At 38.8% G+C, this 16099-nt stretch carries 8 protein-coding genes; all 8 read right to left on the bottom strand.

Features of this window, described 5'->3' with window-relative positions:
- Positions 1-102 precede the first annotated feature (102 nt).
- The 8 genes from ABE099_RS14835 to ABE099_RS14800 all read right to left on the bottom strand — a co-directional run bounded on the left by ABE099_RS14835 (position 103) and on the right by ABE099_RS14800 (position 16019).
- Positions 103-3429, bottom strand: a complete 3327-nt coding sequence (locus ABE099_RS14835; protein WP_430031912.1) for an S-layer homology domain-containing protein — start codon at positions 3427-3429, stop codon at positions 103-105.
- An 844-nt stretch (positions 3430-4273) separates the two neighbouring features.
- Positions 4274-4615 (bottom strand): hypothetical protein, encoded by a 342-nt coding sequence (locus ABE099_RS14830; protein ID WP_430031911.1) that lies wholly within the window; start codon positions 4613-4615, stop codon positions 4274-4276.
- Between the two features lie 161 nt (positions 4616-4776).
- Positions 4777-8745: an S-layer homology domain-containing protein gene (locus tag ABE099_RS14825; RefSeq protein ID WP_430031910.1), complete on the bottom strand. Its 3969-nt coding sequence runs from the start codon at positions 8743-8745 to the stop codon at positions 4777-4779.
- A gap of 311 nt (positions 8746-9056) precedes the next feature.
- Positions 9057-10175, bottom strand: coding sequence for an MraY family glycosyltransferase (locus ABE099_RS14820; protein WP_430031909.1), 1119 nt, complete (start codon positions 10173-10175; stop codon positions 9057-9059).
- Positions 10176-10287: 112 nt separating this feature from the next.
- Positions 10288-11046, bottom strand: coding sequence for a WecB/TagA/CpsF family glycosyltransferase (locus tag ABE099_RS14815; protein WP_430031908.1), 759 nt, complete (start codon positions 11044-11046; stop codon positions 10288-10290).
- A 5-nt stretch (positions 11047-11051) separates the two neighbouring features.
- Complete coding sequence (gene csaB / locus ABE099_RS14810) at positions 11052-12209, bottom strand: polysaccharide pyruvyl transferase CsaB (protein ID WP_430031907.1); 1158 nt, start codon at positions 12207-12209, stop codon at positions 11052-11054.
- Positions 12179-14200 (bottom strand): DUF5693 family protein, encoded by a 2022-nt coding sequence (locus tag ABE099_RS14805; protein ID WP_430031906.1) that lies wholly within the window; start codon positions 14198-14200, stop codon positions 12179-12181. The genes csaB and ABE099_RS14805 overlap by 31 nt, the downstream gene beginning before the upstream one ends.
- A gap of 103 nt (positions 14201-14303) precedes the next feature.
- Complete coding sequence (locus ABE099_RS14800; RefSeq protein ID WP_430031905.1) at positions 14304-16019, bottom strand: phospho-sugar mutase; 1716 nt, start codon at positions 16017-16019, stop codon at positions 14304-14306.
- Positions 16020-16099: the final 80 nt, after the last annotated feature.

Here is a 16099-nt window from a genome sequence, read left to right as displayed (position 1 = left end):
TGCAGGGGTGGAAAGGATTATGTCGTAAATATCTAAGATTACATTCCATTTTACAAAAAATCACCCTAACCATAAAGATTAGGGTGATTTTTAAAAATAAAATTAAGCAGGGTTAACAGCAATTGTAGCTGCCGCACCAGCTGGTGTTAAGCCAGCTGCCTTCACACGAACTTCGTATGATCCTGGTGCTAAATTTGAAATTTCAGTTGCACCTGCTGGAACAGAAGTCCAAGTTCCTGAAGCAAGTCTGTATTCCATAGTATCATTTACACCTGAAATTTTTCCATCATTAGTACCTGCAACAGTTTGAGCAGTTGCAGTCAAACCACTTGGTGCAGCTGGAGCTGCAGCAGTGAACACATTGCTTACGGAATCGCTAATTGCAAAGTCAGCAGCAGCGTTACCATTAGCATCTTTAACTACATGAGTTGCGTCACCACTTGGTAAGCTAATTGAAACAACATCATTAGAAGTAAGATCTCTACTTGTTTCGAATGTCACATCTAACAAATCAGTACCGCTAGAAGCAATGTCGACACTAGATACAGTAATAGCAGTTGGACCAGCAACAACTAATTTTACAAGTCCTGTTCCAGGAACTGCAGTCACAATTTCACTAAATCTCACTTGTGCTTTGTAAGTGTTAGCACCTGTTTTAGTCAACTCAAATGGTTTTTTAGCACTATTAAAATCAACTACTTTTGGAGCAATTTTATCTGTTACATCTACTGGAGTAGTCACATCTACTTTAACTCCAAATGCATCAGTTGTAGTAGTATTTGAATTATTTATATTAGTTGCAAAACCAAATGTTACTTTTGGAGTAAGCTCTGTATTTGCTGGAAGAGTATCATCCGCAAATGTAAATGTAACAAGAGTATTACCATTAGTATAGCTGTAAGTTTTAACAGATTTAGCTACATGTTTAGTTCCAGCAACAGTTACTGCAAAATCATTAGCATTGATACTGTTTAATGCGCCATCAAATTTTACAGTTAATTCATTTTTAGCTGTAGCTTTAGCTTCACCTGGTACAACTCCAATAGAGTTAGAAGTAGTTTTAGCTAATTTACCAGCATAGCCAGAATCTTTATAACCAAAGTTACCATCTACATCAGAAATCAAGCTAACACGCAAACTAAATGCAGGATCATATTTACCTTGTGTTGCTTGAGGAACAGTAATTCTAACTGTATTAGGTGTTACAGCTTCTACTTGTGCGTCAGATGGAAGAGCTTCTACATTAGTTGTGGAGAACTCAACGTTATACTTAGCACGTTCTAATGCACTACCATTACCTTCAATTGCAAAATCTTTAGTAAATGTTGCATAGATATAGTAGTCTTGTTTACCTTGATAAGCGTCTGCTTTCTCTACCCATACTTTTTTCAATTCAGGAGTTGCTGAATTAGAAATTTTCAAAGATGCACTGTATGGAAGAATTGTGTTTGGAACATAAGCAGTATCTTTAACACCATTGATATCTAATGAATAATCACCAGTGTCAAGTACACCTGCCAATTTGATTACATACTTAGTTGTTCCATTAGCAGTAACTTCACCAATTGCTTGGATTGGATGACCATTTGCATCAGTACCTTTACCAACTACAATTTTTCCATCTTTATCACGCAAGGTGTAATTAGCTTTGTCAGTACCGTTTGCAACTTTTTTACTGTAAGTAACAGTAATCTCATGATTTCCGTTAACAACTTCATTTGTTACAGAAGAAACTGCTGGACGCTCAGTATCAGGAACTGGTGTAACCTTAACTTCACGATTTGAACTATTGTTACTGTAATCAGTTACAGCTTCAAGGACAATGTTGTTTTCACTATAAGTTAATGGTTTATCAGTATCAAACTCAATTGTCACTTTATTACCATCACGAGTTACAGTTTTTGCTGTTCTAGAAGAGATTCCATTGTAAACTTTACCAACAGATTTAATTGGTTCGTTAAATTCAATTTCAACTTTAGTGAAATCAATAGATTTAGCAGAAACTACTTCTGGAGCTGCTTTGTCTTCTGTTACAGTAAATGCAGTTTCTAAAGGCAATACTTTAAGATCAGAGAAATCTCTTACATTGCTTACTACCAATTTGTGATCGCCAGTAGCAAGAGTTGTAGAAATAATTACAGTATTAGGACTTTGGAATTCTGCAATACCAGCAATTGACTTACCATCAATTTTATAATTAATAGTAGAAACTGCAGATGCACGCTCAACAGGCTCACTGAATACTACTTTGAATGCACTAGTTCCAAGACCAGTTACTTCTTTAATTGCAGGAACAGTTACATCTACAGGAGTAAATTTGACTTCTTCTTTGAATGTTTTTGTTTTCAAAGAACTCTTCACGCCATTAACGATTAACTTAGCTTCTTTTTGGTTAGCTAAAGAGTTTTGGCCAAACACTTCTCCATCTAACAACAATGTTACCGACTTTTTATCATCAGACAAAGTTGCAGACTTAATTGTTTTACCAACATTGTAGTTACCTACGTTTTTAGCTGTTTCTGCATCAAGCTCACCGTCAAACTTAACAACGATTTGTTTCAAGTTATCTGCAGATACAGATTCTAATTTAGTAGCTTCAGTTACTACATAAGTTACTGTATATTTCAACTCACGGCCGTCTTTAGCTTTGTAAGTCAATTCAGTAGCTTTGTTAGCTTCCAATGCTTTTTCAAGTTTAACTTCTACTACTTCACCAGTAGACAAAGTCAATTTAACGTTGTTAGCATCGATTGCTTCTGCTTTAGTCACTTTGAAGTTGTTGAACTCATAGATAGCATGAGCAGCTACAACTGTTTGTGCACGAGTAGCGTTTGCTTGGTAGTTGATACCTTCAGCGATGTAACCAGCTTTGATTGCAGCAGCTACATAACCTTTAGCCCATTCAGAAGCAGTGTTGTTAGCTTCAGTTGGAACTTCCAATTTGTTAGCTACTACTAATACTTTAGCCAACTCTTGAACTGTTACGTTACCAGTTGGGTTGAACAATGGGTTAGCTGGGTTAGTGCTTACGCCTTCAAGAATACCAGCTTTAGTAGCTGCTTCGATGAAAGGAGCTGCCCAGTGTTTTGCAGTGTAGTTTTTGTCTTTGTAAGTAGCAACGCCAGTTACTTCTTCAAGAGCCAAAGATTTAACGATGATTTTAGCTAATTGTGCACGAGTTACTGTTTGGTCTAAGTGAGCCAAACCGTCTGGGAACCCGTCAACGATACCAGCTTCCTTAAGTACATTAAATTGTTGTTCAGGTGTTAATTTTTCTGCGTCAGCACCAAATGCAACTGATGCAAACATTGAGAATGCCATTGCTGTAGACAACGCTACGGATAAAATTTTCTTCATAACCTTTTTTTCTCCTCCTTGAATATCTTTCATATAAGGGTTTTCTTTAATTGAAAAGCTCTTGTTACTCATAGTCATTGCACCCCCTTTCCAGAGTTTGAGCGGTTTCCTATAATTTAGGTCTGCGACGAGAGCCACAGAAACTTGTAAACAATTTAAAAGCAAACATGAGAAACTAGAGTAGTTTCCTAATCCTACCTAAACATTATACAATGGGCAAGTAGTGCAGTAAAGCTAATTTTTCTAATAGAAAGACAAGTTTCCCTATCAGGGACATCTTGGATGTCAAATCTTGACGTCTTTCTCTCCCATCATTCATGCTCATACTCTTAAACGCAGTAGGTTTCAAAAAGTTGCACATTCTTAAAAAAAAATATTTCAGGAATGTTACCTTTGTTAAGGCTAACCACTTTTACATCATTTTGTCTAGCTTACCTGCTGACGGAAATTAGTATATCATACCTGAATATGCCAGTCATTAAGCAACTTTTTCCAAATTAAATTATATATTCAACTATATAAAGGACTCAATATGAAATTAGTGCTTGACTGCTAACCCAAGCTAGCGAAGAGACAGAGCGATTCTGAAGATTGTCTCTTAAAATCAAATTTCATTCATAAATAGGCTTTAATAAAAAGGAATATGACTTTAACATAATCGCAAGAACGCTCTGAATCGTAGCTTCCAGACTCCTATCGTAGTTAATGTCTAATTTCTAAATAGAACCTTAAAAGTATTCTAACTTCTATTATGTACATACCCTTAAATGTATGAATGCGAACCACAAATATGACTTAACTGTTACAAAAAGGTGCAAAAAAGAAGCGACCCCACCGAGGCAAAAGCTTGCCTTCTAGGTCACTTCCTTCATATTATACAGTTCATAGAGAATATATTATTTGAAATATAATTTCCCTATCTTACTTTCATCGCCAATTGGATAATACGCGCACGCATTTTAGGATCAGTCTCCAGCTTCTCGTACATGTCGTCAATGGCTTGCTTATTGTCTTTATACGATTTCTCATGCTTCATTGTCACATGGGACCAATCAATAAGCTCTTGCTCTGCTTTACGCATTTCATTAAATGCATCATGGAAACCTGTTTCTAGTACAAGCCCTTCCATTACCTCTTGAGTTACTTCCTGAAGCTTGGCAGTTTCTTCAATCTTCTTCTCCAAAACTCTGGATCTATCCTCAAATTTATTCTTCGCCTTCATATAAGCCAATTGTGCCTTAGATAACATCGGTTTCATTTACTCATATTCACCCTTTAGCATTAAAATCTAATTCCTAGTACCAGATTCATACAAGTTACATTGTAACGCAATCTCTGGCAAATTACAAAATGTATTGACTGGAAAATAAGAGAAACGACCACAGGAACTCCCTGCAGTCGTTCTTTTATACCAAATTTTTAGTTGAAGTTTTTAGGGAACATATCTTTAGTAGTCTTGTTCTTCTTAAACAATTCAATAGCGATCTTAGCTGCTTCCGCTCTCGTCATATTGCTTGTCGGATTAAAGTTGAAGGAAGCTTTTTTCGCTCCTTGCAGTGTAACTGGGCTACCAGACATAATTTTTGCTCCTGATACCGCTTGTACAGCTGGTCTAGCATAATATTCAATTTTGCCTGAATCCAAATAAGATTTAGCTAGCTTCGCACTAAGCTTATCGTCGTTGGTATCTAGCTTCAGCTTAGCTGCTCTCGCAATCATCACCGCAGCCTCTTGTCTTGTGATTGGCAGATTAGGTGAGAAGAAGCCTTCTATTTTACCTGTAATGATCCCTGCTCTAGCTGCTGTTTCTAGATGCTCATAATCCCATGTGATTGTTTTTGCACCATAAGGAACATCGAAGAAGGATTGCTGAGAATCAGAAGCATTAATAGGCAAGCTAAGCCCTTTAACTAGCAAGGTTGCAAATTCACCTCGTGTTGTCTGATCATCTGCACCAAAGGCATCTGCACGAAGGTATTCCATAATTCCTTTAGAATACAACGCATTTAAAATATTACGTGCCCAAGGATGATTAGTCACATCACTAAAGCTACGGTTTAGTTTATAAACAGCATAATAACCAAACTCATCAAATGGAACTGTAACGGTATGTTGACCCGTATTCACAGTACCAGGCACCCGTTGCCACATGCCTCGACCACCAACGTCTGTATATTTAAATACAGTCACTTGTGTTCCAGCATCGTTTACCACGTTTTTATCATAGCTAATAGTTAAGGTTCCACGCTCTGATGGCACGATATCACGATTAGAAAGCTCTGGTGATGTAAAGAAGCCATGTTTAGAGTAAGGTGCTACGCCATTCGTTGCTTGCTCAGTTCCATACTCGGCTAACCCACCGCTAAGCCAATAGATTTCAGATATTCTCGTAAAGTTAAAGGTTTGCGCAGTTGAAGTAAAGTTAGCCTTATAAGAATCTAAGAAGCTGTCATTACCGCTACCAAATTTATCATTAGAGTTCGCATAGTTCATATAATGACGTCCATAGTCATCAACACGTTCTACAACCCCGTTAGTTGGGTCCGCAATTCCAAATAAAAGCTTATTATTCGGATAAAACTTACGTTCCCTTTGCTGATTGTCAACTCTATTTATGGATTGCATAATTGTACCTTTTGGAAAAGATAACGTTAAACCTTTATTAAAGACAGTATATTTATTAGATACTTTCTCAGCCATATATTGTGAATCTACACCTACTGAACTAGTGTAATACACATTAATTGTGTCATTAATCGTTCTACCAGGTCTAACGATTTGGAGTTTAATTGCATTAGACTTATCTGGTTTAAGTCCTACATAGTCCAAAGTAAATCTATCCGGTTGTTTTGGATCAATACTTCTAACTGCTTCTTCTTTACCAATAACAACCTTTGTTGCACCTTCAGCTTCAATGTCAAAGCGAACAAAGTTTTTATTCACAACAATTTGTTCACCTACGGTTGGTTTAGGCGCAAGAATTCGGTATCCACCAAGCTCACGCGTAACCTCCATCCGTTGGCTAGTACGCGCACCCGTTTTATTAATTAGCTCTAATGCGTAGACATGCGTACCACTAGCTCCACGTTCAAAACGCATTACCCCTTGGTTTTCTGCCGCATTACTAATACGAATAATAAAGTCGTCCTGATTTCCTACTGCTTCAAGTCTATAATTAGTAGGTTGAGTAAAATTCCAAGGTTGCCCCTTTTCAGGAATATTAATAGTAAACAACTGATCAGAACCAAAGTTTAGATTGACCAAACGCGCACCATTACCACGAATGACTAAGTTGTATTCATCTTCGCCTGTAGTATATCTACTGTCCTTATAAGAAAACTCTACTGGCACTTTAAGAATTTCACTAATTGTTTTTTCAGTATCAGCAGTTCTAGGCGAAGCGGTGAAATCATCATTACCAGGTAATGTAATTACCTTCTCCGGTATTCCCGGGGAGAAATTAGACACGTTAGCTACATTTTCATCTACAATATACACTCTTATTTTTTTACTAACTGGCACTAAGTTACCAATTGAATCTCGATATTGTCCTCTGAACTCAATTGTGTTTTCACCAGCCGTGAGCGGGCCCTTTATTGCATCGATATCAATTTTTAGAGTGAAGCCTGCTGGATTTGTTAATTCATTACTATTTTTTATAGTGCCATCGTTCCGAAGACCATTTACAAAATATTCAGCACTTCCATCCTCCCACTTAGTAGTACCTGAATATTTACCTGTTACAACTAGTGGAGGAATAGCTCCTGTATTCATTGTATTAATAGTATAATTTTGTCCATCAATTAAGTTATCAATAATAATCCCAATCGCTGTAGAGAAGGATACCGTTACTTCTTTTGGTAAGCCGTTTCCTACAGTGAATCTAATTTTACGTTCTCCAGCTGCATTACCTGTGATCTTGTAAATTTTGCTGTTAGGATTATTGGTGCTAATAGTCACAGGAGCAATTGTAAGTTCTTCTCCGCCTGGGAGATACTTCATTTTCAAGTCACCATTCAGTACATCGTCGGTTACAACCTCAATATAGTAAGCATCCTTATTAATAACCGCTCCATTTAATGGAACTTTATTTAGGAAGTTTGGGTTTGTTTCCGTATAATCAGGAAGATAGTTAATTTGTTCAATTGCTATTTTATTATCTACATAATAAGTAGGAATATATTTCGCCGTTGTTTTCCAGCTATTATTGGTATTTAAACTATAGTTTACTTCAATTTCAGGGGTATAGCTTCCATCTGAATTTTGAGTAATTGCAGTCGCTGGTGTAAATTCAAAGGTAATCATCCGATATACCGGACCCGTCGAATCTCTAATAATAATTTCTTCTTCACCCGCAGTTACTGCCTTTGGAGCAAATACACCTTTATCATCATAAAGCTTAGAGGAAATCGCCGTTGGCGTTACAGCAGTTCCATTAACCTTAACTAAGCTATTATCTTGTTTGTAAAACAAATCTGTATCAGAGTTATAAGGCAACATCATTTGTGCTATAAATTTACTTGGCTGTGTTTTTACATAAGGCTTGTTGTTTAAAAGGTTAGAGCCTTTTGCGTTTTGATCCACAGCAATCAATTCAATAAACGGTTGTTCTTGTGTAAAATGATAAATTTCTCTCGTAATACTAAAGGAGTCTGAACCATTGGTGAAAGTAATTTTCACTTGGTTTAAACCTGTTTTGAGTGTAATTGGTGAGCTACTCATTTTGTTATCAAATATTTCTGAAGACAACTCTTGTCCACCATTTACAGAAATAGTTGCCTTGTTTGCATTAAATACATCACCAGTGATATATACCATTGGATTTTTAGACAGAACACGTGTATCTTCATTTAAATTAACAATATCCGCAATTCCGCTACCATTTAAGGTTAGCTTCGTGAAGTAAGGAATCTTATCGTACAACACATAAAAGACATCTGAACCCTCTACGTTCCCGAAACGGCCTTTTAACGTAATTTTATTCAACCCTGGGAACAAAGTTAAAGCTGGTGCATTAAATCGATTGCTATTGCTTGTATCTACTTGAACATTTCCTACGGTTGAGTACTGCTTGTCTGGCTCCCAGCCCGCTGGCTTGCTATCCTTAGCATCAACCCACTTTAAAAGGTCAATTTGAGCTGACAGGGTCTCTCCAGACACTTTAGAATAGGAACCATTGATTTGAATCGTTGGCGTACTAACTACTTTAATTGCATTCTCAGATCTCACATCTTGCTTAGATAAAACCATATTTGCACTACTTTTAATCTGTGTATCATCTGGAATAAAATAAGTCGCACTTGCCGCCTCAGCCGTAGAAATCAACCCCACGGGAAATAGTGCAATAATCATTGAAAATAAGGTAAGCCATACTAATGACTTTTTCATGCTTTGCATGTAGATATCCACTCCTTTTGTATAATAAATTTAGATTTTCCTGCGTAAAAACACTCCCTAAAAGCAACATGGGAAAAAAATCGTCATATATGTAGTTTATCGGACAAGACATCCCTAACTTTTAGTCATTTCATAAAATTCAATCTAATAACATGGAAAAAGACCAAATGTTACTAAATGAGACTTATAATTTACGTTATTTAGAGATGGAGACAAAAAAGCCTCCTTTAGCGATAATCACTAAAGAAGGCGATGTATTTTAAAGTATTATGATGCTTGTACTCTAAAAGATTTCTTTCAAATTATTTCGAGCCCCGCTCCACACCCTTCATACGAAGACGAGCAATAAAATCGAGCACTGGACGTTTTGTTTTGCCGATGAGCCCAATCACTTCTGCGCCAATTTGCATAAAGAATACCATAACGCAAATGACAACAAAGGTCACCCAGTTAGCATTTGCTAATGCCGCAGTAGATTGAATAATAGCAAGTACACCAAAAAATGCTGCAATGCCATAAATAATAAGTACCGTCTGACGGTGGCTAAAGCCTAACTCACGTAAGCAGTGGTGCAAGTGTCCTTTATCTGGAGCAAAAATCGGTTTCTTCGATTTCCAACGACGAATGATTGCAAAAAATGTATCAGACAAGGGTACACCAATCAAAATGAGTGGCGTCAAGAAGGATACAATCGCTACCTGCTTAAAGCCAAGCAAGGATAACATCGCCAGTGAGAATCCGAGGAACAAGGCTCCCGAATCGCCCATAAATATTTTAGCTGGATGGAAGTTAAAAAATAAAAATCCGATAATGCTTCCAAGCAACAATAAACTAATGAGTGCAACTAACACATTTCCCATAATAAATGCCATGACCGCAATCGTTCCAATTGCAATCGCAGACACACCTGCAGCAAGTCCATCAAGTCCATCAATCAGATTTATCGCATTCGTTACGCCAACAATCCAAAGGATTGTAAACGGAATTCCAATCCAATCTTGAACAGAGCCATACGTATGAAAAGGAATGTTCGCAAATTCGAGTTGAATATCGAATACGAACACAACAATACAAGCTGTTGCAATTTGATATAAAAACTTGAATTTAGCAGGCAGATCAAATTTATCATCGAACGCGCCTAGCAAAATCGTCATTGTCCCACCAACAAGAAATGCTTTAATGAAGTTGCCTTCTCTTACTGTAAAGGTCTCAGGTATAAACATGATAAATCCAGCAAATACAACAACAAATGCGATATAAATCCCTAAACCTCCAAGACGAGGCATCACTCGTGTATGTACCTTACGAGCATTAGGCATATCTACGGCGCCTACTTTAAAAGCAAATTTCTTTACCAGTGGTGTCAATGCTGCAGCTAAGCCCATAGCAGCTAGGAAACCTATGGTATATATCATCCACATGTAAATTCCAACCCCCAATTGTTCTGCCAAAAAATGATTCAAATTATCATAGTATCATCCTTAGCAATATTACGCTCTTTGATGGGAAATTTCAATCATTAATGTTACGATTTTATTGCTTCACTTTAGTTATTGTATCTTTTTCTCGCAGAACACGCAAAGCAAACTTAGGAATGGCCATCAATCTTGGTATTCTGGAAGGCTCCTTTAACGCTCGATATAACCATTCCATACGTAGCTTTTGGACAACCTTTGGTGCACGCTTTGTTTTACCAGAGATGACATCAAAGCTTCCACCAACGCCCATCATAACAGGAACTGCTAACTGCTCCTTATGCTTGGCAATCCAGGGCTCCTGCGTATCCAACCCTCTTGCTACAAACAATAAATGTGGTTTAGCCGCTCTAATCTCAGCAATGATCTCCGCATCCTGTTCGGAATTAAAATAACCATCACGTACACCGACGATATGCGTTAACGGATATTCGATTGCTAATTTTTTCGCCGCCTCCTGCACCACCTCAGCGGTAGAACCCAACAGGTATACTCTCCAACGATGCTTTTCACCTTGCTTCATCAACTCATGCAACAGTTCAATGCCAGGAACACGCTCCTCTACAGGCTCTCCACCCATTTTCGCAGCCCAGACGACACCCGTTCCATCTGGAATGACAAGCTCTGCTTGGGTCATGACTTCATTAAACTGAGGGTTATGCAGCGCCTCATTGATCATAATCGGATTCGCGGTAATGACTTGATGGTATTGCTCAGACAAAATAACTTCTGTCAAATACGATACCACATCCTTCATTCCCCACTTGCACACAGGAATACCAAAGATAGAAACGCTCGGTATCTTTTTTTCATCCATGTCATTCACCCTCTACCTTTTAAAAATTGCGTAATTTGATGAGCAGGCACCCTAGCATCACGGCGCATAACTTCCATGTATTCCATATGCTCTTGTAGCCAAGCTTCTCTAGCTTTTAATATGGATGCAGCTGTTATAGCTACTTGGTCACCATCTAATGCTTTATGACTGCCAACTGGTGAAATATTCAACCGAGCCAGAAACTGATCAATTTTGGGATCATAGGAAATCCCAATCATCGGGGTACCTTGCGATGCCGCATAAATTAAGCTGTGCAGTCTCATCCCAATTAGCAAATCACACTTTTTCACTTCCTCCACCATTTCGGAAGGATGCTCACATTCACCAATGACAGAGGCAACCTCTGCTCCATGCTCCATGTGCTTTATGACAAAGCGTGATGCTTCATCATCACCTGGGAAATAAAAAGGAAGAAACTTTAATGTGACATCCATTTCAGTAGTTAGCTTTGATAACCCTTTTGCTAAACTAAGCAGTTCAGAACGATCCTCATTCCAAAAACGTACGGACACACCCACAACAGGTTTTACTTTTTCCGCTTCATTTTGGGCTAGGCTTCGATCTTCACCATGATGGTGCTCAACATGATTTTGTACTTGCTCTGGAAGCACAAATCCCATTACAGGATCAGGCACAACGTGAATACGCTCTTGCCCGATCCCGATTTTTTGTAGATATGCAGCAGATTGTTGGTCGCGTACGGAAATATATTTACATTTTTTCATGACACTTTTAATGAAGGGATGGAAAAAACCTCGCTGAACAGGGCCTACACCTTGGGCATAAATAAACGTTGGCTTGCCTAACCATTGTGCCAGCTTAATTACACCTAAATAGTAAGGAATTGTGCCTAAGCCTGTAACGTCCTGCAATAAGCTACCGCCTCCGCTAATGAGACCATCACTTTGCTGAATCGCCTTTTTTACATCTCCCAATTTCATCCGGTGTACAGCCTCTACGCCATAGGTCTTTGTTGTCCATTCAGGATCAATCGATAATACGACTGGTGTAATCTGTATTCCTGCCGCTTGCCCTGCTTCCTCTAAAGCATACAAAATAGATGTCAACACCGCTTCATCACCGCTATTTTTAAAGCCGTAATAACCGGATATTATAATTTTTTGAGCAGTCTTGGCGACCATCTATCCCAACACCTTTCAACTATATACCACACAAGTAGAAGAACGAATCCAACAATTAAACCTAAACCTAGACCTAGCAATCCACGAATGAGTGACAATACCATCGGAGTATGGATATGTGCAAAGGTATCTACCATCGAAAGCTGACCAATCACAACAATAATCATGGCATACAGTGCTTTACGATAACGGAATGCTGCAAATATGCCTGCAAGGAAAATTGGATGTGCAAATAGGAACTCTTTGTTTCTTGGTCTTACACCAAATGTATTCTCCAAGAACGTACGGAACTGCGCCTCTCCTGGCAACAAAGTACCTCCATTACCTGTACGAGACAAATAGAAGAAAGCGATAACCGCTAGAACAACAAAAAGTACAACCCATAATAGGGTAATAGGCGTTTTAAGCCAATTTTGTAGCTCCTGCCATACAGACTTTCCTAAGTAAAGGAATACGTATAATACGATTAGCATAATTGGGACTAAGTGAAGTAAGCTAACACCTCGGAATTGTGTAATAACCAAGCTATACGTAATATTGTTTAATAACGCAATAATAAACGGTACTGCTGCAAGTGAAATTAACGCAGTTTTAAAGTACAACACAATGGAATGTGCGACTCGGCGTCCTGTACTTATTGAAGCATTGTTGATCCTCATCTCTTCCACCTTGCGAATGGCAAGTACTACCGCAATCGTTGGCGCACTAATCGATACAAATAATGCAAGTGCCTGTTCTAGCAATGCTGGTTTTAATACAAACAGTCCTGCACTTCCCAACAATCCAACGATGAACGCAAGCAATGTAAATGGTGACGCAAAGTAAGAGATAAGCAACGCGATAAAGGCAACCGCGCCTAGGATAACAATCGGCTCACTAAATTTTTGCAAAGTAGAGTGGTGCACCGTAAAGCTTTCAGCTTGTCCAAATTCAAAACCGTTTTTTTCAATCGACTTTAAAGCATTGCCCGGTTCTCCCAATGATTCAATTAAATTGTTAACCGGATTAGTAACGCTTCCCTTTAAGCCATCTTTAACTGGCTGAGCATTTAAGTAAATCATACGAATATTACGATCTTTTGTTGCTAATACAAATTTATCTGCTAGGAGCTCTGGTGCCAAGCTGGCATCACTATCCGGTAATGAAAACAATCTCACAACGTTATAATCCGTCAAATAAGCTAGTTTGCTAAAGCCTTTTTGCGGCATTTTTAAGTTTTCAATCGTTACAATGCCGATGTTATATTTTTTTAACAAATCAGCAAAGCCTTCTAGGCTGTTCATATCCTCGTTATCGTTAAAGCCTTTCACAGCCTCACCATCAAACAATACTTTTGTGATACCAAGCTGTTTATATTGTGACAGTAAGTCATCCATATCCTGTTGATTGTAGGGTGCATTATCACTCATCCGAGGAAGAATATAAAATCCACGCTCATGTAGCTTAGACATAAGGATTGGGTTAGGCTGCATCACTTTGAGATTTGCTTCATCTAAAGCAGCACCAATTTCAAGTCCAGCATAGTTCTTATATGACCAAGGAGAGACAGGGATATCTAAATTACGGAATGCTTTTTCAATAATTGGCGAAAGTATTTTTTCATTTTCCGCACTTGTAAATGCAATGTAAGTTTTGTTTTCCTGACCAGTCAATAAACTTTGCTCCATTTTTGCTAAGTCTAGAGAACTAAAGGTCATAATCTGGTGTGCCTTAGCCATTTCGTCCAATGTGCTTTCGAACAACGCCATCGTGGTCACGCCTGTTTGTTTCAGCTCTGATAACTGATGATCTAAGTACTGATCGGGGTTTCCCTTAAAGGTTGAAATTTCTAATAAATTACGAAAATTGAATACAACCTCCACCTTATTAGATGAAGATTCTGTTTTTACACGGTCAATGATCATCGGTAGAGTGGCGATAATTCCGACAATTACGAGCACCCACAACCATTTATGCGATGCTTTGTTCCATCGTTGCCAATTCTGATTCACTTATTTACCTCCTCTTAATCGCTACGAAAGCGGCTGCCCAATATTTCGAGCTAATCGCCGCTTGTTATTTGTTGAATATGATCGTACTGAATTTGCTAAGTTATTAATCTACTCGCGCTAATACCTCTGCCTCAATATTTGCAAGCAAGTCTTGGGCATGAGCCATGGATTCTCCGCGTACCGCAAAGTAAAATTTGATTTTAGGCTCCGTACCTGATGGGCGTAAAGTAAACCATGAGCCATCCTCTAATAAAAATTTAAGCACATTTTCTTTTGGCAAGCCATCAAGTCCAAGTGAGTAGTCAAGCAATTTGGCTACATTGATGCCTGCAACCTGCTTAGGTGGATCGTTACGGAAGCTGCTCATTAGCTCTCCGATTTTCGCAAGCCCATCTTTTCCTTTTAAGGTACGAGATACAAGCGATTCACGATAATAACCAAACTGCTGGTATAGCTCCTCCAATACATCAATCAACGTCTTACCTTGCTGTTTATAATAAGCTGCTGCTTCACAAATAAGCATCGAAGCGACAACAGCATCTTTATCACGCGCATAATTGCCTGCAAGGTAACCATAGCTTTCCTCATAGCCAAATAGGTACGTATATTCACCAGACTGTTCAAATTGGTTCATTTTCTCACCGATATATTTGAAGCCTGTTAATGTGTTAAATACAGTTGCACCGTAATGTTCAGCAATGGCTGCTCCAAACTCACTTGTTACGATGGTTTTCACAACCGCCCCATTACTTGGCAATGTACCACGTTCATTCATTTGACTTAACAAATAGTAGACGAGTAAAGAGCCCGATTGGTTACCCGTTAAAATCTCATATTCACCTTTAGCGTTACGAACGACCGCACCCATGCGGTCTGCATCAGGGTCTGTTCCAATCAAAATATCTGCATTCACCTGCTCCCCTAGCTTTATCGCTAGTGTAAAGGCTTCACGCTCTTCTGGATTTGGGGACTTCACTGTAGAAAAATTGCCATCCGGGAGCTCCTGCTCTTGTACAATATGTACATTGTTGAAGTGATTTCTAGCAAGCACTTGGCGAACTGGAATGTTACCAGTACCATGCAAAGGAGTGTATACCACTACAAGATTATCTCCAGCACCTTGTTGGAGCAGCTCCGCATTTAAGCTCATCTCAGCTACGGTCTGAGCGAATTTGCGATCTTCTTCTTCATCTAACCACACAAGGAGTCCTTGTTGTTCTGCCTGTGCTTTGGTTAAACGTTTAATTTGGGCAAAGGAATGTAAGTCTCCGATATTTCCAATGACTTCAGCTGCCTCATCAGGAACTAATTGGCCTCCACTTGCATTGTAAACCTTGTAGCCATTGTATTCTGGAGGATTATGACTGGCTGTCACGACAATACCACCCGTAGCTTGTAAATTACGTACAGAAAACGAAAGCTGAGGTGTAGGACGAAGTGATGGGAATAGTTTAGCAACGATCCCGTTACCGGCTAATACCAAAGCTGCCTCTAATGCAAATTCAGGAGAGAAGTGACGACAATCATGGGCAATAACAACAGAAGGTTTGCCTGCCTTCGCTCCATGCGCCTTCAAAATATATTGTGCAAAGCCTTGTGTCGCCAAGCCAACTGTATATACATTCATTCGATTGCTGCCTACCCCAATGACACCACGAAGCCCACCTGTGCCAAACTCAAGGTCACGATAAAATGAATCCTCTAGCTCCGCAGGATTGTCCTGTAGACGACGTAGTTCTTCTTTGGTCTGATCATCAATCGTAGGGTCATTTAACCATTCTTGCACTTTTTCCTTAACCTTGCTTATCATTTCTGACATATTTACATACTCCCTTATCTAAGGCGTGTCTGAAAACTCGTTCAAGTCCACCTGTTACCGCCTTTACAGACACACCTAAT

It is taken from the genome of Paenibacillus turicensis (assembly GCF_050461185.1).
In the GTDB taxonomy this organism is placed as follows: Bacteria; Bacillota; Bacilli; order Paenibacillales; family Paenibacillaceae; genus Fontibacillus; species Fontibacillus turicensis_A.
The sequence above is the reverse complement of the archived record's forward strand: the minus strand, read 5'-3'. Positions and strand labels throughout refer to the sequence as shown.